The organism is Micromonospora sp. NPDC049114 (genome assembly GCF_040648635.1).
Taxonomy (GTDB): domain Bacteria; phylum Actinomycetota; class Actinomycetes; order Mycobacteriales; family Micromonosporaceae; genus Micromonospora.
Map to the genome: position 1 here is coordinate 1,092,192 of NZ_JBEZEA010000002.1, position 20,788 is coordinate 1,112,979.

Here is a 20,788-nt window from a genome sequence, read left to right on the forward strand (position 1 = left end):
ATCCAACCAGGCTCGGTAGCGCTGTCAACGGCCCGGGCAGGGCGAAAGTTCAGGAAGGATACTGCGGGTGGGACCGTCCTGTCGTGGTCGGTAAGACCAGCTCATCCGTCCGGCCGATGTCGGCGAGCTCGGCCGCCGCGCCAAAGCGGCCCAGCGCGACCAACGCGGCGCCGGTGGCACCGATCTCCGGGTTCCGTTGGTGCGACACCGGTCGCGGCGCGAGGGCGGCGGCGAACGCCTGCCGCCACCACACCGAGGCGGCCACCGCGCCGCCGCCCAGCACCACCCCGACCGGTTTGTCGACCGTGGACTCCAACACCGCGAGATCGTCGGCGACCAGCTCGCACAGCCCCTGCATCAACCCGGCCAGGATGTCCACCGCAGTGGTGCTGAAGCTCAGGCCGCGCAGCTCGCCCGAGCCCGCCGGCGCCAACCCGGGCGGCCGGTCGCCCCCGAAACGGGGATCGGCCGGCCGGCCGCCGCCCGCCGGCACCAACGCCAGCGCCGCGTCCAACTCGTCCCCGGAGGGCAGTCGCAGCTCCCTGTTCGCCCAGGCGAACAGGTTGCCACCGCTGGAGTACGCCGCCCCGGTCACCACGTGGTCGTGGTCGACCCGGTAGCGCCAGAGTCGTTCGGGCAGCCGCGGCAGCGGCTCACCGGCCGGGATCCGCTGCATCAGGCGTACGGCCGCGGAGGTGCCCACCGTGACCGCGGCCCGGCTCGGGTCGGCGCAGCCCGAGCCGACGTTCGACGCGCCGCCGTCACCCACCGGCGGCGTCCACCGGGCCTCGGCCAGCTGCGGCCAGCGGCGGGCGCGGTCGGGCCGGAGTCGGCCGTGCCAGTCCAGCTCACCCAGGGGCGGCAGGTCGCGCGGTCGCGCGCCGGCGAGCGTCAACGCCTCCTCGTCCCAGCGCAGGCTGCTCAGGTCCAGCAGGCCGGTGCCGGAGGCCTGGGAGACCGACATGGGCGCCGCCTGCAGCAGCTCGCCCAGCACGTACTCCGGCAGGCCGACGAACCGTGCGATCGGCGAGCCCGACTGTTCCCGCAGCCAGGGCAGGCGCATGGACCAGTAGGAGCGGTGCCACCAGCAGCCGGTGCGCTGGTGGAAGCCGTCCGGGTCGGCCGGGCCGGACGTGTCGCCGACCGGCGCGGGCCGGGTGTCCAACCAGGTGACGACCGGGCCCAGCGGAGTGCCGTCGCGGTCCAGCGGAAGCACCGAGTGCCACTGCGCGGAGGTCGCCACCAGACCGACGTCGTGCAGGTGCCCCGCCTCGGCCAGCTCGTCCAGACACTCGATGAGACAGGCGAGGTAGTCGGGGCCGGAGAGCGTGCCGGTGCCGTCGTCACCGATGGCGAGGTTGACCTTCCGCCGGGCCAGGGCGCCGGGCAGCGGCTGGGTTCCCCCGTCCAGCACCAGCCCGCGTACGGAGGAGGTGCCCAGGTCGAGCGCGAGAATGTTCATCGCCGGTCAAGTTACCCGGTGCCGGCCGCGCGGGAACGAAGGTCCGGTCGGGCACACCCGTACGTCCGAAGGGGTCCCGGGCCGGGCCGCGGCCGCGTAAGGTGGACCGCATGCTCGCGCACCCAACCTCCTGGTGGCCCGCCGACCCGGCGGCCACCCCCCGCGCGTAGCTCCATCCACGCGGCCGCCATCGAGGCGGCCGCCGGATCTCCCGGCCCGGATGGCCGCCACCGCTGGCGGCGCCCGGCCCACGGAGACCACGATGACCAGCCTGACCCACCTGACCGACCTGCTCGCCGCCATCTCCCGTGGCGACGACCCCGGCCCGTTCGCGCTGCTGCGCCGCGAGGGCGCCGACGAGCTGGAACTGTTCACCGGCGTCGTCGCCACCGTCGACCGGCTGGCGGACATCCCGCTGTCGCCGGGTACGCCCGGGGCGCGGACGCTGGCCCTGGTGCCGTTCCGGCAGATCGCCGAACGCGGCTTCGCCTGCGTCGACGACGACGCCCCGCTGGAGTGCCTCCAGGTCCGCGAGCACCTGCGGATCCCCCTGGCCGAGGCCCTGGCCGCGCTGCCCGACCAGCCGGTCCGCACCCGCGACGCCGCGTTCGACGTCAGCGACGAGGAGTACGCGGGGATCGTGCAGCGGGTGCTCACCGAGGAGATCGGCCGCGGCGAGGGCGCGAACTTCGTCATCCACCGCACCCTGCACGCCACAGTGCAGGGCGCCCCGCTGGTGGCGGCGCTGGCCGCGCTGCGCCGGCTGCTGGTCGCCGAGCGCGGCGCCTACTGGACGTTCGTGGTGCACACCGACACGCGGACCCTGGTCGGCGCCAGCCCCGAACGACACGTCAGCGTCGACGACGGGCTCGTGATGATGAACCCGATCAGCGGCACCTTCCGGCCCAGCGGCGACACCCCGGACCGCGAGGCGCTGCTGCGGTTCCTCGCCGACCCCAAGGAGGTCGAGGAGCTCTACATGGTGCTCGACGAGGAGCTGAAGATGATGGCGACCGTCGCCGAGCACGGCGGCCAGGTCATCGGCCCGTACCTCAAGGAGATGTCCCACCTGGCGCACACCGAGTACCTGCTCGCCGGGCGGGGCACCCGCGACGTGCGGGAGGTCCTGCGGGAGACGATGTTCGCGCCCACCGTGACGGGCAGCCCGATGGAGAACGCCTGCCGGGTGATCGCCCGGCACGAGCGCCGGGGCCGGGGCTACTACGCGGGTGTGCTGGCCCTGCTCGGGCACGACGACGCCGGCCGGCAGACGCTGGACGCGCCGATCCTGATCCGTACCGCCGAGATCTCCCCCGCCGGCCAGCTGCGGGTGCCGGTCGGCGCCACCCTGGTCCGGCACTCCACGGCGGCCGGCGAGGTGGCCGAGACGCACGCCAAGGCCGCCGGGGTGCTGGCCGCACTCGGTCTGGGCCCGGCGGCGCCCGCCGGCGACCGCGGGCCGGTCGTGCGGCTGGCCGACGACCCGGCGGTACGCGACGCGCTCGCCGCGCGGAACACGCCGCTGGCCCGGTTCTGGTTGGACCAGCGGGCGCCGGACGCGCCGGGGCTGCCCGGGTTGGCCGGTCGGCGGGCACTGATCGTGGACGCCGAGGACACCTTCACCGGCATGCTGGCGCACCAGCTGGGCGCGTTGGGTCTCGCGGTCACGCTGCGGCCGTGGCACGCCGGTGGCCCGGTCGACGAGTACGACCTGGTGGTGGCCGGGCCCGGGCCGGGTGACCCGGGCAGCGCGGACGACCCGAAGATGACCGCGTTGCGGGAGCTGCTGGACGGGCTGCTGGCGACCGGCCAGCCCACCCTCGCGGTCTGCCTGGGGCACCAGGTGCTGGCCGGGCTGCTGGGGCTGCCCCTGCACCGCCGGGACGCGCCCTATCAGGGGTTGCAACGGGAGGTCGCCCTGTTCGGCAGGACCCGCCGGGTCGGCTTCTACTCCTCGTTCACCGCCCGGGCCGAGGTGGACCTGCTGCACACCGCGTACGGGACTGTGGAGCTGGCCCGGGACACGCGCGACGGGTCCGTGCACGCCCTGCGCGGGCAGGGTTTCGCCGGGGTGCAGTTCCACCCGGAGTCGGTGCTCAGCCCGGACGGTCTGACCGTGCTGACCGAGTTGCTGGCCGATCTGCTGCCGGCGTCCCGCCAGGTCCGGCAGGCATCGCCCACCGGCCCGGCCCACCAGGCGTAGCCGACCGGCCGCGCCCGCTCGGCATAGCTACCGCCGTCGTGGGGTAGGGCTGGTGCGACAGGTGGTGCGGGCGGGCCGAGAGCCCCCGCCCGCGCCACCGGTCGCACCAGCTGTCAGCCGCCCAGGCCCTGCTTGAGCGCGGTGCCGATCAGCACCGCCCGGCGGGCGGTGAGGGCGCAGGCGCCCAGCGCCACCGCGTCCGGGGCGATCTCCCCGTTGTTGCTGGTGTGCGAGGCGCCGTACGGGTTGCCGGCGATGAACTGGCTGGAGTCGGTGTAGCCGGGGGGCACCACGACACCACCCCAGTGGTAGAAGACGTTGAAGAGCGAGGTGAGGGTCGTCTCCTGCCCGCCGTGCGAGGTCGCGGTCGAGGTGAAGCCCGCGTAGACCTTGTTGGCCAACGCGCCCTGCGCCCACAGCGGACCTGTGGTGTCGATGAACTGCTTCAGCTGGGCGGCGATCATGCCGTACCGGGTGGGCGATCCGAGGATCACCACGTCGGCCCAGGCCAGGTCGTCGATCATCGCCTCGGGCACGTCCTGGGTCTCCAGGTGGTGCGCCTGCCAGCCGGAGTTGGAGCGGATCGCCTCGTCCGGCGCCAGCTCCCGCACCTTGCGCAGACGCACGTCGGCGCCGGCCTCCCCGGCGGCCTCGCACGCGGCCTGCGCCATCTGGTAGGTGATGCCTGTGGCGCTGTAATAGATCACCGCTACCTTGGTCTGGGCAGCCATCAGATTGTCCCCTTCTCGTCTCGGGTCAGCTCCCGCGACTACCCGACGGGTGCGGTGACAAACGACGCCGGTGACCGCCTTCCGGTCGTCCGGGCTCAAGTTTTCCGCAAGTTCCCGGTCGTTCCGGCCCGGCCGTGAGCGCGGACGGCCATCCTGATGCCATCGGTGCCGGCGCGATCCTGCCGCCCCCCAGGCACCGGGCGCCTGAACGGGGGATCGCGCTCCGCTGGCAACGACGCTGGCGCAGCGCGATCAGGGGTACGTCCCGAGACCTCGCGGCCCGTGCGCTCAGTGGACCAGCGCCGCCATCAGCCGATCCAGCTCGTCGGCCGGGTCAGCGGTGAGGCCGGTGTGCACCGGGCCCGCCTGGATCATCGTGCTGCGGGGCGCGGCCAGCCAGTGGAACCGCTCACCGAGCCGCATCCGGGTCGCCGGCCCGTCACCGGAGCAGGTCCGGTCCAGGGAGTCGAGCACCGCCGCCACAGCCGGCAGATCGACATCGGGCGCCAGCGCGCGGACCCGATCGGCGTCCAGGTGCGTCCGCGCGGCCAGGAAGTCACGCTCCTGGCAGTAGAGCAGCACCCCGACGTTGATCTGCTCGCCGCGCTCGATGCGGGGAACCAGCCGGATGAGGGCGTACTCGAACGGATGCCTCACGCCACGCTCCCCGCCGGTAGCCAGTCCGCCGGCCGGGCGACCCGCCGCGACAGGTGCGCCACGTACGCCTCGCGCGCCGCGTCGGCCGAGTCGAAGTCGGCGGCGGTCAGCCACTGGTCCGGCACCAGCGCCAGCACCTCCCGCAGCAGCTCCGGGGTGACCCGGGGGGCCAGCTCGGCATCGGCCTCGGTCAGCCGCGACGCGTACGGCTCCAGCACGTGGTCGTCCGAGCGGTAGGCCCGGTGCACGGCGGCGTCGGCGCGCGGCCAGTTGTGGTGGAAGTACAGCGCGGCGCCGTGGTCGATGAGCCACAGCTCCCGGTGCCAGACCAGCAGGTTCGGGTTGCGCCAGCTCCGGTCGACGTTCTCCACGTACGCGTCGAACCAGAGCACCCGGGACGCCAGCACGGCGTCGACCGGGTGTGCGACCGGGTCGAAGCCGAGCGCTCCCGGGAGGAAGTCCATCCCCAGGTTGGCGCCGCCGCTGTTGCGCAGCAGCTCCTGCACCTCCTGGTCGGGCTCCGCCCGCCCGATCACCGGGTCGATGTCGAGGACCACCAGCGGTGGCACCCGCAATTCCAGCCGGCGGGCCAGCTCACCGCAGATCACCTCGGCGATGAGCGCCTTGGGGCCCTGCCCGGCGCCGGAGAACTTCGCCACGTACGTGCCGAGGTCGTCGGCCTCCACGACGCCCGGCAGCGAGCCACCCTCGCGCAGCGGCGTGACGTAGCGGATGGCGTTGACCTGGCGGAGCACGTCGCCCACCCTACTGGGGCCCGGGTCGTGGCCCTCCCCCTGTCGTCGTCGGACGTGCTCCGCCATCCGGGCGGCCCGCGTCAGTCGAGCTTGTCGCGCAGCTTGTCGACCTGCGTCTGGAGGCGGTTCACCGCGTTCTCGTTGTTGACGAAGGTGGTGATGCCCGCGGCGAGGCCGAGGCCGATCAGCACCGCCAGGATGCTCAGCACCAGCCCGCCGATCGACACCCCGCGGCCGGTCACCCCGGGTCGTTGCGCCATCTTGAGCCCGACGATGCCGAGGATGATTCCGATGATGCCGAGCACCAGCCCCAACCAGGCGAGGATGGCGGTCAACACGCTGAACAGGCCGGCGACGCCGAAGACCAGCGCGAAGGTGGCGGCCGCGCTGGTCTTCGCGCTGGCATCCCCCCGGTGGCTCCGAGACCCGGCCGGTACGCCGGCGCCCCGCGCCGGCTCGCTTGCGGCAGTCATGCGACTCCCCCTTCGTACGCGCGGCTCGCGTACTTCCGGTGCGCCGCCTTCCCGCTGCTCAGGCGGTTATGCAGCCGGGCCACTGTCGGTCGGGTGCCCTACCCTGACGCAGCCACCCCCGGGGAAGGGAGTCCGATGACCAGGGACCGCACCGCGTCCGAGGCGCTCGGCCTGCGGATGACGAGCCTGCTGCTGCGACCGCACCCGAGCATCCGGCCCGGCACCGTCGCCGACGTGGTCGAGTGGTTCGGCGCGATGCAGGCGCAGGATGTGGCGAGCGGGATGTGGTCGCTGGGTGTCCGGTTGCCGGGGTGGACCAGAGCCGACGTGCAGGCGGCGCTGGAGCGCCGTGAAGCTCTCCGCACGTGGCCGATGCGGGGCACCGTGCACCTCGTTCCCCCCGCCGACACCCGCTGGATGCTGGAGCTGACCGGCGTCCGCTCGCTGGCCGGCGCGGCGACCCGCCGAACGCAACTCGGGCTCACCGAGGCCGACGCGGGCCGGGCGTTGGACGTGCTCGGGGCGGCGCTGGTCGGCGGACGCCGGCTCACGCGGGCGGAGTGCCTGGCGGCCCTCGGGGCGGCGGGCCTGTCGACGGACGGCCAACGTGGCTACCACCTGCTCTGGTACGCGAGCGTGCGCGGGGTGACCTGCGTGGCGCCGAACGTCGGCGCCGACCAGACCTTCGCCCTGCTCGACGAGTGGGCGCCGGAGCAGCGCCACCTGGATCGGGACGAGGCGTTGGCCGTGCTCGCCCACCGCTACGTCCGGGGGCACGGGCCGGTCACGGCCCGCGAGTTCGCCGGCTGGAGCGGCCTCACCCTGACCGACGCGCGGCGCGGTTTGGCAGCCGCCGGCGAACTGCTGAGCACCGTGGTCGTCGACGGCGAGCCGATGCACGTGGACGCGGCGCTGTGCGACACGGCGTCGGCCGGTGCGCGCGCGCCGCAGGATGACGTGCTGGCGCTGCCCGGCTTCGACGAGTACCTGCTCGGCTACCGGGACCGCACGCTGATGCTCGACCCCGCGCACCAGCCGGCCGTGGTGCCCGGCAACAACGGCGTCTTCCAGGCGACGGTGGTCCGCGCCGGCCGGGTGGTGGGCGTCTGGAAGCGTACGCTCGGCCGGGCCGCCGTCACGGTGGCGATCCGGCCGCTGACGGCGCTGGACGCCGGCGAGCGAGCGCGAATGGAGCAGGCGCTGGGACGGTACGCGGACTACCTCGGGCTGCCCGCCCGCTATGACTGGTCGGCCTGAGGGCTGCTCGGCTCGGACCGGCGCGGGGCGGACGATCGGGGACGCGCTGCGGTGAGCAGGTCGACGACGCGCGTCACCCGCGGGTCGTCGCGGATCTGCGCCACGGTCGCCGGCAGCGGCAGGCGCCAGTTCGGGTACTCGTCGACAGTGCCCGGCATGTTGGGCTGGCGCACCTCGCCCAGCACGTCGTAGAGGGAGACGCCGAGCAGCCGGGTGGGGCTGGCCGCGAGCGCGGCGTGCATCGCCACCACCACGTCGTCGTCGGTTGAGGCCGGCTGGCCGCCGGGCGCCGGCCCCGGGTCGGCCGACTCGGGAAGCAGCGCCTCGTCGCGCAGCATCGCCAGCAGCCGCTCGCGGTCGGCGGCCGCCCGGGCCCGCTCGACCGTCACGTCGGTGCCGAGCAACTTCAACTCGTCGCGGACCCGGACGTGCTCGCCGGTCAAGAAGCCCGCAGCGGTGGGCAGGTCGTGGGTGGAGATGCTGGCCAGCGCGTTACGCGGCCACCGGGCCGGCGGGACGAAGGTGCCGTCGTCGTCCCGGGCGAACCACAGCACCGTCGAACCGAGCATGTTGCGCCCCCGCAGCCCCCGGGTCACGGCGGGTTGGACCGTGCCGAGATCCTCGCCGACCACCACCGCGCCGGCCCGGTGGGCCTCCAGCGCGAGGATGCCGAGCATCGCCTCGGCGTCGTACCGGACGTAGGTGCCCTCGGCGGCGCTGGCGCCCGGCGGCACCCACCACAGCCGCCACAGCCCCGCGACGTGGTCGACCCGCAGGCCGCCCGCGTGCCGCAGGGTCCGCCGCAGCATGTCCCGGTACGCCGCGTACCCGGTCTCGGCGAGCCGGTCCGGCCGCCAGGCGGCGAGGCCCCAGTCCTGGCCGAGCTGGTTGAAGTCGTCAGGTGGGGCGCCGACCCGCACCCCCTGGGCGAGGACGTCGGCGAGCTGCCAGCCGTCCGCGCCGCCCGGGTCGATGCCGACGGCCAGGTCGTGCACCACGCCGACCGGCATCCCGGCCGCGCGGGCCGCCGCGGTGACGGCGTCGAGCTGCTCGTCACACAGGTGTTGCAGCCAGGCGTGGAAGGCCACCCGGTCGGCCAGCTGCCGACGCTGCTCGGCGACCGCCGGGGCGTCCGGGTGGTGCAGCTCCGCCGGCCAGGCACGCCAGTCGTTGCCGTGCCGCTCCGCCAGCGCGCACCAGGTGGCGAAGCTGGCCAGCGCCGGGTCCGCGGCCAGGTCGACCGGCCGGGCGTACGGGTGCAGCAGCTCCAGGGCGTGCCGCTTGGCGGTCCACACCTCGTCGTAGTCGATCAGGTCGCCGCGGTCGGGGCGCAGCGCGTCCACCACCGCCCGGGTCGCCGGGTCTGCCGCAGCGTACGCGGCGGTGTCACTCACGCGCAGGTAGAGCGGGTTGACGAAGCGCCGGCTGGCCGGCGAGTACGGCGAGGCGGCCACCGGATGCGCTGGCCCCACCGCGTGCAGCGGGTTGAGCAGCACCAGCCCCGCGCCCGTGGCACCGGCCCAACCGGTGAACTCGGCCAGGTCGCCGAGGTCGCCCATGCCCCAGGAGCGTTCCGAGGTGAGCGCGTACAGCTGGAGCATCCAACCCCAGGTGCGCGGCGGCACGGGCAGCCGGCGGGGCACCACCACGAGCGTCACCTCGCGGCCAGCACAGCCCAACCGGTGCCAGCCCAGCGGCAGGTCTCCCGGCAACTCGCCGTCGACGTCGCGGCGACCGCCGTCCTCCAGGGTCACCACGCCCGGGCCGGGCAGCGCCCGCGTCGTGCCGTGGGTCAGCACCACGGTCGGCGGCAACGCGGTCGGATCGACCGCGCGGGCGGCGGCGAGGGCGTCGGCAACGGCGGCCGGGCTGGTCGCGTCCACGCCGAGCAGGCCGAGCACGCCCACGACGGTCTCCGGTGCGACCTCGACGCGGCGGTGCCGCCAGTCCTCGTACCAGGTGGACACGCCGTGCGCCTTGGCCAGCGCGGTCAGTCGTCGGTCCATCCCGCCCCCCGCCTCACGATGCGACCTGCGACCTGCGACCACCTTGCCACGCCCACCCACGCGGTGCAGCACAAGGCGTGCCCCCCGCCCCGCCGATCTTGCGCTTACTGTCGCGACACAGTCGACAACAGAAACCGCAAGATCGGCGGGATGGGAGCGAGGGCCGTCAGTCGGCGAGGGCGCCGGCGGACCTGCCCTCGTGCAGGGTGAGGTTGCGGCCGTTGGTCGGGTCGAACAGGTGGATCTTCTCCAGGTTGAACCAGACCCGGCGGGACTGTCCCTCCGCGACCGGCGACTCGGCGGACAACCGGGTGACCAGGTTGCCACCGGTGCCGGCGAAGTCACCCGCGCCCGCGTCGGCGGCCAACTCCTCCAACTCGGCGGCGCTGGCCCGCTCCCCCTCGACAGTGAAGTAGACGTACTTGTCCGAGCCCATCGACTCGACGATCTCCACGGGCGCCTCGAACTCCAGGCCCCGGCGGCGGGTGTCCTCGTCGACCAGCTCGGCGTCCTCGAAGTGCTCGGGGCGTACGCCGAGGATCAGCTCGCGGGGCGCGTCGGCCGCCTCCAGCTCGCGGCGGACGCGGTCGCCGAGCGGCACCTCGCCCAGCGCGGTGTGCAGGCTGCCGTCCTGCACGGCGGCGTGCAGGAAGTTCATCGACGGGGAGCCGATGAAGCCGGCCACGAAGAGGTTGCGGGGGTGGTCGTACAGCTCCTGCGGAGGCCCGACCTGCTGGATCGCGCCACCGCGCATGATGACCACCCGGTCGCCGAGGGTCATCGCCTCGGTCTGGTCGTGGGTGACGTAGACGGTGGTGGTGCCGAGCTGCTTCTGCAACCGGGACACCACAGTGCGCATCTGCACGCGCAGCTTCGCGTCCAGGTTGGACAGCGGTTCGTCCATGAGGAACGCCTTGGGCTGGCGGACGATCGCCCGGCCCATCGCGACCCGCTGACGCTGACCGCCGGAGAGGTTGGCCGGCTTGCGGTCCAGCAGCGGCACCAGCTCCAGCACCTTGGCCGCCTCGTCGACCTTGGCGTTGATCGTCTCCTTGTCGAGCTTCGCCAGCCGCAGCGGGAACGCCATGTTCTCCCGCACGGTCATGTTCGGGTACAGCGCGTAGGACTGGAACACCATGGCGATGTCCCGGTCCCGGGGTGCCTTGTCGTTGACCCGCTGGCCGCCGATGCGCAGCTCGCCGGAGCTGATGTCCTCCAGGCCGGCGATCATGTTGAGGGTGGTGGACTTGCCGCAGCCCGAGGGACCGACCAGGATCACGAACTCGCCGTCGGCGATCTCCAGGTCGACGTCCTGCACGGCGACGGTCCCGTCCGGGAAACTCTTGCTCACCTTGTCGAGCACGATGTCAGCCATGACTACTCACCTATCCCTTGACTGCGCCGGAGGTCAGGCCGGACACGATGCGGCGCTGGAAGAAGAGGACGAACAGGATGATCGGTACGGTGATCACCACGGCGGCGGCGCAGATCGCCCCGGTGGGGTCCTCGAACTGCGACGCGCCGGTGAAGAACGACAGCGCGGCCGGCACCGTGCGGGACCGCTCGGTGGAGGTCAGCGAGATGGCGAACAGGAAGTCGTTCCAGCAGAAGATGAAGACCAGGATCGCCGTGGTGAACAGGCCGGGTGCGGCCAGCGGCGCGATCACCCGCCGGAACGCCTGTGCCTGGGTGGCGCCGTCCATCTTCGCCGCCTTCTCCAGGTCCCAGGGGATCTGCTTGAAGAACGCCGACAGCGTGTAGATCGCCAGCGGCAGCGCGAAGGTGATGTACGGCAGGATCAGCCCCGGCCAGGTGTCGAAGATCTTGAGCTGACGCTCGATCTCGAACAGGGGTGACACGAGGGACACCTGCGGGAACATCGCGATCAGCAGGGAGACCCCGACCAGCAACCCCTTGCCGGGAAAGTCCAGCCGGCTGATCGCGTACGCGGCCATAGCGCCGAGCACCACCGCGATGAGCGTGGCGATCAGGGCGATGCCGATCGAGTTGATCAGCGCGCGGACGAACTGGTCGGTGTCGAAGATCGTCCGGTAGTTGTCCAGCGTCCACTCCCGGGGGATGAAGTTCCCGTCGGTGAGGGTGGCCGGCGTCTTGAACGACAGCGAGGCGATCCACAGCACCGGGACCATCGCGAAGACGACCACGAGGAGGTCGAGCAGACCCCAGCGCACCTTGGCTCGGGTGGTGGTTTCGACAGCCATGTCAGCGCCTCTCGGAGTCGTCGCTGCCGGGGGCAGCGGTGCCGAACAGCTTCACGAATACGAAGGCGATGATGGCCACCGTGATGAAGATGAGCACCGACATCGTCGAGCCGATGCCGAGGTTGAGACCCCGGATCAGGTTGTTGTAGGCGAGCATCGACACCGACGAGGTCTCGTTGCCTCCGGCGGTCAACACGAAGATGTTGTCGAAGACCCGGAACGCGTCCAGGGTGCGGAACAGCAGCGCGACCAGGATCGCCGGCTTCATCACCGGCAGCATCACCTTGGTGAACTTCTGCCAGGAGGTCGCCCCGTCGGTGGAGGCGGCCTTGAGCAGGTCCTCCGGCACCAGCGCCAGCCCCGCCATCAGCAGCAGCGCCATGAACGGCGTGGTCTTCCAGATCTCCGCCAGCATGATGATCGCCAGCGAGCTGGCCCGCTCGGTGAGCGGCGCACCGTCGCTGAACAGGTCGGCCAGGTAGCCGGTGCCGGGCGTCCAGGCGTACCGCCAGGAGAACGCGGCGACCACCGTGACGATGCCGTACGGGATGAGCGCCGACGTGCGGACGAGGCCGCGCCCGACAAGCGTGCGGTGCATGATCAGCGCCAGCCCCATGCCGAGCACCAGCTCGACGGCCACGGTGACCACGGTGATCAGCGCGGTCACCCCGAACGCCGTCCACCAGAACTCGTTGGTGAGCACTGTGGCGTAGTTCTCCAGCCCGATGAACTCGCGCTGGTCCGGAAAGCGCAGGTCATAGCGCTGCAACGACAGCCAGACCGAGTAGATGATCGGGTACGCGGTCACCGCCACCATCACCAGCGCGGCGGGCGCGCAGAGCAGCCAACCGAGCCGGCGTTCGGCCTTCTTGTTCTCACTCAGCGGCGGCTTGCGACGGCCGCCTCGCTGCGTGGGCACGGTGGTGGATCGTTCTGCCTCGGCGCTCACCTGCGCGCCGGCCGGCGTGGCGTTGACACTCACGGCAGGACCCCCTTGGACTCCAGGGCGTCGGCGATGGCGCCGCGCAGCTCATCGGCCGTCTGTTGCGGACGGATCGCCGACGGCGGCGACAGGATCGCCGACATGACAGTCGAGATGCTCTGGTAGGCCGGGGTCAGCGGACGCGTCGCCGGGTCCTTCAGCTCTTCGAGGATGGTGTCCTTCATGGGGTACGCCTCGGTCATCTCCGGCTCGTCGAAGACCGCCTCGATGGTCGGTGGCACGCCGTCGTTGATGGCGGAGAACTTCTGGTGCTCGGGGCTGCGCAGACACCGGGCCGCCTCGAACGACTGCTCCGGGTGCCGGGAGTAGGAGCTGACCGCCAGGTTCACGCCGCCGATGGTGACCTTGCTGGGCGTGTTCTCGTCGATGCCGGGCACCCGCGCCCAGCCAACCTGCTTGGCCAGCTCCGGGTTGGCCTCCTGCAACGCCGGGTAGACGAACGGCCAGTTCACCTGGAACGCGCCCGAGCCGGACTGGAACTCCAGCCGGACGGGGTCCTCGGTGGCGTTGCTGAACGACGGCGACGTCACGCCCGACGTGGCGAACCGCTGCAACTGCTCCAGCGCCCGGACCGTGCCGTCGTCCATGACGGCCTTCTTACCGTCGTCGGAGAGGACCTTTCCGCCGGCGCTCTCGGCCAGGGTGTTGTAGAGGACGACCAGGCCCTCGTACTGCGCGCCCATGGTGAGCACCTGGTACGGCTTGCCCTGCTCCTTGAGCTGCTTCGCGGCCGTGATCATCTGGTCCCAGGTGGTCGGCGGCTGCGGCACCAGGTCCTTGCGGTACCAGAGCAGTTGGACGTTGGTGTTCTTCGGCGCGGCGTAGAGCTTGTCCTCGTAGCGGGCGGTGTCCAGCGGCCCGGCGAGGGTGCCCTGCTCGACGTCGGACTTGTCCTGGCCGGTCCACTCGCGGATCCAGTCGGCGCTGGCGAACTCCTGGGTCCAGGTGACGTCCAGGCCGAGCACGTCCATCCCGGTGTCCTCGGCGGCCAGCCGGCGCACCATCTGCACCCGCTGGTCGTCGGCCTGGCGGGGCAGCACCCGGTAAACGATCTTGTATCGTCCCTGGGCCTGCGCGTTGCAGTCGTCGACCACCTTCTGCAGGTTCTGCTCCGGCGGGTAGTACAGGTTGATCGTCGGCGTACCGCCGCCACCGTCGTCGGCGCCGCACGCGGCCAGCGGCGCGACCAGCGCCAGCGCGGCGGCTGCGGCGCCGAGCCGGGCAGCCGGCCGACGCCGGTGTCGAGCCGTTTCGGGGTCTGTCATCGCCCTCCCCCTCTCTTCGGCGAGAAACCGGGGAGGGGCATCCGTGCCCCGGTGCACGGCGAGGCCATTGCGGGCCGATGAGCTGCGGAAATGCCCAGGCCCGGATGGTCCCAGCGGCTACACTGCCCCGCCTGCGAAGTCACGAAACCTGCCCGCAACGGGCAAGACGAGCACCCCGCAAGATCCGCACAACATCCCTGTCGTTGCTGCCGCAAGGCCGCCGGAGGCAGCAATATCACCGAAACTGCGCGGATCTTGCGCGCCCCGACCGGCAAGCGTCAGCCCCGGGCTCGCGCCCGCGCCGGTGGGTGGTCGGGGTGGAGCTGGGTGAGATGGTGGGTCGCCTCGTTCATCAGGGCGCCGAGGTAGATCAGCAGACCCGTCCGGTCGGTCCGGTACTCCGTCAACAGGGTGAGCTTGGCCGGCTGGCAGGGCCACTCCCGGCCGCAGTTGCGGCACCGCCACAGCGGACGCATGGCGACATGTGGGGTGGGCGGGCGAACCACCATCACCACCACCGTGTCTCGTCGTGGTGGTCTGTCGGGCTCAGCACATCGGCCTCCTCGCGCATGGGGAAGGGGCCGCTCCCGCAAGGGGGGAACGGGAGCGACCCCAGGGGGCAGAGCCCGCCAGCGCCGTTGCGGCCACCAGCGAACCCGCCATTGGTGACAGTCTGCGATGACTCGACTACCTTCGATAGGCGCTCGCGCCATCCGCGCAGCTCATGGACTCAGGCGAGCGGTCGGGACCGACACGCCGATCCGGGTTGGGCAGAGATTGGGGAATTGATGGGGACCGTCACCGACTACGTGCTGGAGGAACTGCGGCTACTCCGGGCGGAGACAGGGCTCAGCCAGGACGACTTCGGCCGAGCCATCGGCTACTCGGGCTCGCACGTCAGCTCCGTCGAGACGGGCGGGCGACCGCCCACGAAGGAGTACATGCGGGCGGTCGACAACCACCACCGGACCGGCGAGCGCTTCCAGCGGATGCTGGAGCGGTTGGGCCGGCTCGACGCCGAACCGGCCTGGCTGCGCGAATGGATCGAGTTCGAGCGGGAGGCGACCACGCTGCGCTGGTTCGAGTTGGCGTACGTGCCCGGCCTGTTGCAGACCGAGCGGTACGCCCGCGCCACGCTGGCCGGCGGCCGGTTCGACGCCGAGGACGTCGACCGGATCGTCGCGTCCCGGCTGGAGCGGCAGGCGATCCTGCGACGCCCCCGCCCGCCGCAGCTCATCGCCGTGCTGGACGAAGCGGTGTTGCGCCGGCCGGTGCTCGACCAGCCGGGCCTCATGGTCGAGCAGTGCGAGCACCTGGTGGAGCTGGCGGCCCAGGAGCACATCCAGGTGCACGTCGTCCCGGTGGACGCGGGCATGTACCTGGGGTTGGCCGGTCAGTTCATCATCGCCGAGATGCCGGACGGCGAGCGGGTGGCGCACGCCGACAACCAGCTCATCGCGCAGTTCGTCGACGCGTCGACCGACGTCGCTAAGCTGGCGAAGACGTGGGAGATCGTCCGCAACGAGGCCCTCCCCCGCCGGCAGTCAATCGAGCTGATCAAGGAAGTGGCGAAGGCATGGACACCCTGACCCCGCAGTGGCGCAAGTCGACCAGGTCCGGCGGCAACGGCGGTTCCTGCGTCGAGGTCGCCGACAACCTGCCGCACGTCGTGCTGGTGCGCGACACCAAGGACCGCGACGGCGGGACCCTCCACGTCACCCGGAATGCCTGGAAGGCATTCATCGGTTACGCCACACAGCGCTGACCACCCGCTCTCCCGGGCCAGCACCCCGCAAGATCCGCACAACATCCCTGATATTGCTGCCTCAAGGCCGCCGGAGGCAGCAATATCACCGAAACTGTGCGGATCTTGCGGACCGCCGCGTACGACACGCCACGCACCGCCCCCCGCGACCGCGCCGGACCGGCCATGCTGGGACCGTGATCGCACGCTTCAAGGACCTCTGCCTGGACGCCGCCGACCCGCTCGCACTGGCGGGCTTCTGGGCGCGGGTGCTCGACGCCGACGTGGCCGACGCCGGTGACGGCGACACGCGGATCGATCCCCGCTCGGCACGCTCGGACGCCGAGTCGATCTGGGTGAACCGGGTGCCCGAGCCCCGGACCGGCGCGACCCGCGTACACCTGGATCTGCGCCTGGCGGACGCGGACCCGGCGGCGCTGCTCGCGGCCGGCGCGCGGTCGGTGCGCGAGCCCGACGGCGACACCGACCGCCGGGTGCTGGCCGACCCGGAGGGCAACCAGTTCTGCGTGCTTCCCGCCAGCGACGGGGCCCGGCCGGGTCCGGTCGGGCTGGTGGTGGCCGCGGTCGACCCGGCCGCTCAGGCCACCTGGTGGGCCGGTGTGCTCGGCGGCAGGGTCGAGCATGGATCGAGCAACGCGTCGGTGGTCGGCGCGGCCGGGTTCGAATGGGAGCGCTGGGTGTTCAACGCGGCGCCCGGGCCCAAGGCCGTCAAGAACCGGATGCACTGGGACGTCGAGATGGTCAGCCCGGAGCCGACAGCTCTGCTCGACGCGGGCGCGACGCTGTTGCGCGAGCCGATCACCGAGGCGCGCTGGTGGGTGCTGGCCGACCCCGAGGGCAACGAGTTCTGCGCCTTTTCGCCACGCCCCACCGGGTGAACGACCGACTACCCAGCGCGGGCGGCTTCGACTAGCGTTTCCGTAGCGCCGCAGCCAGCGCGTTCGCCGCCGACGTCGACACGCCTCCGGCCGGCCCAGCCTGCCCGATCGGTTGGTTATCGCGGGAACGTCCCACCGCCACTGCACCGGTTCGGCAGGATCGTCCCAATGAGGGAGGTGCCGTCGTGCAGGACACCCGCGCTCTCGCCCTGACGTTCGAGGTGAGCGGCCTGCCACCGGTCAAGACCGAAGCGTTGTCCATCTTCGCCGCCGGGCATCGGCAGGCGACGAGGGTCCGCACCCTGCTCCAGGCCGCCCTCGGCGCGGCCCAGCGCACCGGCTGGACGCCGTTGCCCGGGCCGATCGAGGTGGACCTGGTTCTGCGCTGCCCGCCCGGGCACCGGACATCCGACGCCAGCACCCTGCTCGGCGGCGTCTGCGCGGTGCTCCAGGACAAGAAGCGGGTCTCCACCATCGGCCTGGCGCACCTCGGCGTCCTGGTGGACGTCGCCCTCTACGACGACGACCGGCAGATCCGCCGCCTGTCGTACCACGAGGAGCCGGCGGAGGACTTCTCGTACCAGGTGCGGGTCGCCGCCGTACCATCCGGCGTTTGACCGACGGCCGCGGTGGGGTATCGCGGACGCCGACGAAGGGAGCACCGATGTCGGAGCCACATGTCACGCTCGACCCGCGCGGGCTCGATCCGGTGCAGCAGAAGCTGCGCGGGCCGCTGGAGGACCAGCTGACCTCGGCTCTCCAGGCAGCCACCGACCGGGTTCGCGCCGGCTACGCCGGCGAGCCGGTCGAGCAGGTGTGCCAGCGGCTGTTGGACGAGACCCGCTCCGGGTTGCATCCCGACATCGCGGCCGGGTTCAACCCGGACATGGACGAGTTCTGCCGGGTGGCGATCTCGATCGTGCGCGGCGGGTCCGACGAGCCGGACGCCCACCACGGCGGCGACGGCCGGCACCGCGCCTGACGGGCCGGCACCGATCGGAGTGGCCGGGTCAGGACCGGGTCCGCAACTACCCGGTCCTGACCCTCGGCCGTCCGACGGGGAGCGGACAGGTCCGGCACCCACCGCGCGCGTGGGCGCGGCACGACGCCACGCGGCCCGGCGGGGAGGTTCCGGCCGCCCTGCACTCAGCTCCACGGTGCCCACCCGCCGGACACCCGTGCGCCCCCGGCACACCCCGAAAGGCCGTGAGCGCCGGCCCAGGTTAGGCGGATCCCGACGGGCCGGACAAGCGTTGCGGGACCGTCCGCGACGTGACTGATCTCAAGGGGAAAAAGCGGCATGTGCACGTAACGCGACCCTGATCTTCGACGCTGTTCGGGTTCGACGGTCAGAAGTGCCGGAGCAGGTCACGGAAGGCGGCCAGCCGCAGGATGCCGTCGTCGGTCGGGTCCAGCTCGTCGTCCTCCAACACCCAGGTGTTCTCGTTCGGAATGAAGACCGCGTTCAGCCCGGCCGCCCGCGCCGGGAGGATGTCGGACTTCGGGGAGTTACCGATCATCCACGCGTCGGCCGGCTCGAACCCGTGCTCGCGGATGAGCCACCGGTAGGTGTCGACGTTCTTCTCGGCGACGATGTGCGCCGCCCCGAAGTGGTGCAGCAGCCCGCAGGCGTCCAGCTTGCGCTGCTGCTCCTCCCGCTCGCCCTTGGTCAGCAACAGCAGTTCGTGCCGGCCGGCCAACTCGTCGAGCGCCTCGGCGACACCGGGCATCAGCTCCACCCGGTGCTCCACCAGCGCCAGGGCCAGCCGGTCGATCTCCTGGCGCTCGGCATCGGTGGCCGGCCGTTCGCGCAGCCGCTCCAGGCACTCGGCGAGGCTCCGGAGGAAGACCTTGCTGCCGTACCCGTGCGCCACCGCGTTGGCCCGCTCGATGTCGTCGAGGATCGCCCGGGTCTGGGCCCGGTCCAGGGTGGGGTGGTCGAGCCAGGCCAGGAAGTCGTCGATCACCCGCTCGAAGACGACGTTGTTCTCCCACAACGTGTCGTCCGCGTCGAAGATCAGCACCTGCGCCCGTCGGCGGGCCTCCTGGTCCGCGGTCATGCCGCCCCCTCCTCGCGATCATGCTCGTGCGGACGCGAACTTTAGGGCATCCCGCCCTGGGCACCCAGCGAGTTTCCGCCCGCCGGTCACGGCCACCGCAGCAGCCGTTCCGCGATCATCGACTCCCGCTCCTCCTGCGCCTCGGGACGCAGCCGGCCACCACGGGTGAGCATCACGAGGCCGTGCAGCAGGCTCCAGCCCACCTCGGCCAGGGTGTCCGGATCACGCCCCTGGGCCAGCGGTAGCAGGGCCGCCCGCAGCGCGGCGGACACGGCCCGGGGCGCCGCCGGCACACCGGCCGCGCCGAGCGCGAGGTCCGGGGTCAGCGCGAGCATCGCGTCGTAGACAGCCGGATTGGCGTACGCGAAGTCGAGGTACGCGCTCGCCATCACCGCCCAGGCCCGTTCCGGGTACGGGTTGTCGGCGTGCGCTGCGGTCAGCGTGGCGGCCAGATCGGCGAAGCCGTGCACCGCGACCGCGGCCAGCAGCGCCTCCTGGTCGGCGAAGTGGCGGTACAGGTCGCCGAGGTCCATCTCGGCCCGTTCGGCGACCCGACGGACGCTCAGGCCCACCCAGCCCTCGGCTTCGGCCAGCGCGCGTGCGGCGGCGACGATGAGCAGGCGTCGCTCGTGTTCGATGGCCTCCTCGGCAGGTACGGACACCGGCCGAGCGTAACGATCCGCACTGTCCGCATCCGCCTCGTGACAGATTGGTGACTGATCGCCTGCTCCGAGCCCCTTCGCTGCCGTATCCGGTGGTGGTTCGTTAGGTGGTCAGGTCACCGCGACGGGAGGGCACGTGGTCGTTCGACGGCGTCCGCCCACCGAGGCGGTCGGCGGGTGAGGGAAATCCCCGATGGCGGGCTGCTGCGCGGCGCGGGCACCCGGGAGCGGGCCACCTTCCTGGAGCTGTTCCTCGATCTCGTCTTCGTCTTCGCCCTCACCCGGATCTCCCTGCGGCTGATCGACGACTTCACCGACGGCGAGCGGGGCGCGTTCGCGGGCCTCGGTCAGGCGCTGGTGCTGTTCCTGGCGCTGTGGACGGTGTGGACGCTGACGGTCTGGTCGACCAGTTGGCTCGACCCGGAGGCGATGGTCGTCCAGACCGTCATCGTCATCACGATGGCGGGCGCGATGACGATGGCGGTCGCCGTGCCCGACGGATTCGGTGCGCGGGCCTCCCTGTTCGCCATCACGCTGGTGACCCTCCAGGTCGGACGGGTGGTGTACTTCCACATCGCCGGCCATGGCCGTCCCGATCCGCAGCAGTCGATCCGGATCATGTTCTGGTTCGGCCTGAGCGCACCGTTCTGGATCGTCGGTGGGCTGGTGAACGACGGCGACGTCCGTGGTTGGCTCTGGGCGGTCGCCGTCCTGGTGGACTACACCGGGTCGTACCTCGGGTGGCCGACGCCGCGCCTGGGGGCGCAACGGCTCGGCGTCCAGGGCATCGCGGCCGAGCACCTGGCCGAGCGGTACCAGCAGTTCCTGCTCATCGCGCTCGGCGAGGCCATCTTCGTGATCGGGCTGGCGTTCAGCGGCAGCGGCTTCCACGCCGAGCAGACGGCCGCCTTCGTACTCGCGCTGGCGACGACGGTCCTGCTGTGGCGGATCTACTTCCACCTGGCCGGCGGGACGCTGGACGCCGCCGTCGGCAACTCCGGCGACCCCGCCCGACTCGCCACCGACATGGCGTTCGCCCACCTGGCGATGATCGCCGGGATCGTGCTGACCGGCGTGGGCATGGAGCTCTACATCACCGAGCCGTTCGGGCCCCTCCCGGCGACCTGGCTCATCCCCATCATCGGTGGTCCGGCGCTCTTCCTCGCCGGAAGGTCCGCCCTGGAATACCAGGTGTTCGCCCGGATCTCCCGCTCCCGGACAGCCGGCCTGCTCGCCCTGGCCCTGCTGGTGCCGGCGACCCTCCCCCTGCGACCGCTCACCGCCGGCACGGCCGCCACCCTGGTGCTGCTCGGCGTCGCCGGCGCGGACTCCCGGCACTCCCGGCACCGGCCCCGCGAGATGGCCAGGCCGCCGTTCTGACCCCGCCAT

The 20,788-nt window shown here is 72.1% G+C and carries 21 protein-coding genes; 8 read left to right on the top strand and 13 right to left on the bottom strand.

Translation table 11 applies throughout. The features are described from left to right. Positions 1-49: 49 nt before the first annotated feature. Complete coding sequence (locus AB0B39_RS12435; RefSeq protein ID WP_234589885.1) at positions 50-1,462, bottom strand: FGGY family carbohydrate kinase; 1,413 nt, start codon at positions 1,460-1,462, stop codon at positions 50-52. A 271-nt stretch (positions 1,463-1,733) separates the two neighbouring features. On the opposite strand from AB0B39_RS12435, the gene AB0B39_RS12440 reads away from it, so the two are divergent. Next, the gene (locus AB0B39_RS12440) at positions 1,734-3,665 is read left to right on the top strand and encodes an anthranilate synthase family protein (protein ID WP_357574383.1); all 1,932 of its coding nucleotides are present in this window, start codon (positions 1,734-1,736) and stop codon (positions 3,663-3,665) included. A gap of 113 nt (positions 3,666-3,778) precedes the next feature. Here AB0B39_RS12440 and wrbA read toward each other — a convergent pair whose 3' ends face one another. The 4 genes from wrbA to AB0B39_RS12460 form a co-directional block, all read right to left on the bottom strand. Continuing rightward, positions 3,779-4,396: an NAD(P)H:quinone oxidoreductase gene (wrbA, locus tag AB0B39_RS12445; protein WP_234589883.1), complete on the bottom strand. Its 618-nt coding sequence runs from the start codon at positions 4,394-4,396 to the stop codon at positions 3,779-3,781. A 288-nt stretch (positions 4,397-4,684) separates the two neighbouring features. Then, positions 4,685-5,053 (bottom strand): DUF3037 domain-containing protein, encoded by a 369-nt coding sequence (locus AB0B39_RS12450; RefSeq protein ID WP_357574314.1) that lies wholly within the window; start codon positions 5,051-5,053, stop codon positions 4,685-4,687. Further along, complete coding sequence (locus AB0B39_RS12455) at positions 5,050-5,808, bottom strand: HipA family kinase (protein WP_357574315.1); 759 nt, start codon at positions 5,806-5,808, stop codon at positions 5,050-5,052. The genes AB0B39_RS12450 and AB0B39_RS12455 overlap by 4 nt, the downstream gene beginning before the upstream one ends. A gap of 80 nt (positions 5,809-5,888) precedes the next feature. Continuing rightward, positions 5,889-6,281, bottom strand: a complete 393-nt coding sequence (locus AB0B39_RS12460; RefSeq protein WP_234589865.1) for a hypothetical protein — start codon at positions 6,279-6,281, stop codon at positions 5,889-5,891. 135 nt (positions 6,282-6,416) lie between these two features. On the opposite strand from AB0B39_RS12460, the gene AB0B39_RS12465 reads away from it, so the two are divergent. After that, positions 6,417-7,538, top strand: coding sequence for a winged helix DNA-binding domain-containing protein (locus tag AB0B39_RS12465; RefSeq protein WP_357574316.1), 1,122 nt, complete (start codon positions 6,417-6,419; stop codon positions 7,536-7,538). Here the strand turns inward: AB0B39_RS12465 and malQ are convergent. The 6 genes from malQ to AB0B39_RS12495 form a co-directional block, all read right to left on the bottom strand. Continuing rightward, positions 7,520-9,544, bottom strand: a complete 2,025-nt coding sequence (malQ, locus tag AB0B39_RS12470; protein WP_357574317.1) for a 4-alpha-glucanotransferase — start codon at positions 9,542-9,544, stop codon at positions 7,520-7,522. The genes AB0B39_RS12465 and malQ overlap by 19 nt on opposite strands. Before the next feature lie 166 nt (positions 9,545-9,710). Then, positions 9,711-10,919 (bottom strand): sn-glycerol-3-phosphate ABC transporter ATP-binding protein UgpC, encoded by a 1,209-nt coding sequence (gene ugpC, locus AB0B39_RS12475; protein ID WP_234589859.1) that lies wholly within the window; start codon positions 10,917-10,919, stop codon positions 9,711-9,713. 10 nt (positions 10,920-10,929) lie between these two features. After that, on the bottom strand, positions 10,930-11,766 hold the full coding sequence (locus AB0B39_RS12480; protein ID WP_357493230.1) for a carbohydrate ABC transporter permease: 837 nt from the start codon (positions 11,764-11,766) through the stop codon (positions 10,930-10,932). A 1-nt stretch (position 11,767) separates the two neighbouring features. Then, on the bottom strand, positions 11,768-12,748 hold the full coding sequence (locus AB0B39_RS12485; protein WP_357574318.1) for a sugar ABC transporter permease: 981 nt from the start codon (positions 12,746-12,748) through the stop codon (positions 11,768-11,770). Further along, positions 12,745-14,034, bottom strand: coding sequence for an ABC transporter substrate-binding protein (locus tag AB0B39_RS12490; RefSeq protein WP_357574319.1), 1,290 nt, complete (start codon positions 14,032-14,034; stop codon positions 12,745-12,747). The genes AB0B39_RS12485 and AB0B39_RS12490 overlap by 4 nt, the downstream gene beginning before the upstream one ends. A 278-nt stretch (positions 14,035-14,312) precedes the next feature. After that, entirely contained in the window at positions 14,313-14,543 is a 231-nt protein-coding gene (locus AB0B39_RS12495; RefSeq protein ID WP_357574320.1) for a flavin reductase, read from the bottom strand. A gap of 279 nt (positions 14,544-14,822) precedes the next feature. On the opposite strand from AB0B39_RS12495, the gene AB0B39_RS12500 reads away from it, so the two are divergent. The 5 genes from AB0B39_RS12500 to AB0B39_RS12520 all read left to right on the top strand — a co-directional run bounded on the left by AB0B39_RS12500 (position 14,823) and on the right by AB0B39_RS12520 (position 17,659). Then, on the top strand, positions 14,823-15,623 hold the full coding sequence (locus AB0B39_RS12500; protein ID WP_357574321.1) for a helix-turn-helix transcriptional regulator: 801 nt from the start codon (positions 14,823-14,825) through the stop codon (positions 15,621-15,623). After that, complete coding sequence (locus tag AB0B39_RS12505; protein ID WP_357493243.1) at positions 15,611-15,799, top strand: DUF397 domain-containing protein; 189 nt, start codon at positions 15,611-15,613, stop codon at positions 15,797-15,799. Before AB0B39_RS12500 ends, AB0B39_RS12505 begins: the two co-directional genes overlap by 13 nt. A gap of 176 nt (positions 15,800-15,975) precedes the next feature. Beyond that, positions 15,976-16,677, top strand: a complete 702-nt coding sequence (locus AB0B39_RS12510) for a VOC family protein (protein WP_357493245.1) — start codon at positions 15,976-15,978, stop codon at positions 16,675-16,677. 185 nt (positions 16,678-16,862) lie between these two features. Further along, the gene (locus AB0B39_RS12515; RefSeq protein ID WP_234589839.1) at positions 16,863-17,294 is read left to right on the top strand and encodes a hypothetical protein; all 432 of its coding nucleotides are present in this window, start codon (positions 16,863-16,865) and stop codon (positions 17,292-17,294) included. Positions 17,295-17,341: 47 nt separating this feature from the next. Further along, a complete protein-coding gene (locus AB0B39_RS12520; RefSeq protein WP_234589836.1) occupies positions 17,342-17,659 on the top strand; it encodes a hypothetical protein in 318 nt (105 codons plus the stop codon). A 367-nt stretch (positions 17,660-18,026) separates the two neighbouring features. On the opposite strand, the gene AB0B39_RS12525 is transcribed toward AB0B39_RS12520, so the two are convergent. Beyond that, positions 18,027-18,737 (bottom strand): HAD family hydrolase, encoded by a 711-nt coding sequence (locus AB0B39_RS12525; RefSeq protein WP_357493249.1) that lies wholly within the window; start codon positions 18,735-18,737, stop codon positions 18,027-18,029. Positions 18,738-18,823: 86 nt separating this feature from the next. After that, positions 18,824-19,399 carry a WHG domain-containing protein gene (locus tag AB0B39_RS12530; protein ID WP_357574322.1) on the bottom strand — a complete coding sequence of 192 codons (576 nt, stop codon included), beginning with the start codon at positions 19,397-19,399 and terminating at the stop codon, positions 18,824-18,826. Positions 19,400-19,576: 177 nt separating this feature from the next. On the opposite strand from AB0B39_RS12530, the gene AB0B39_RS12535 reads away from it, so the two are divergent. Further along, positions 19,577-20,779 (top strand): low temperature requirement protein A, encoded by a 1,203-nt coding sequence (locus AB0B39_RS12535; protein ID WP_357574323.1) that lies wholly within the window; start codon positions 19,577-19,579, stop codon positions 20,777-20,779. Positions 20,780-20,788 lie beyond the last annotated feature (9 nt).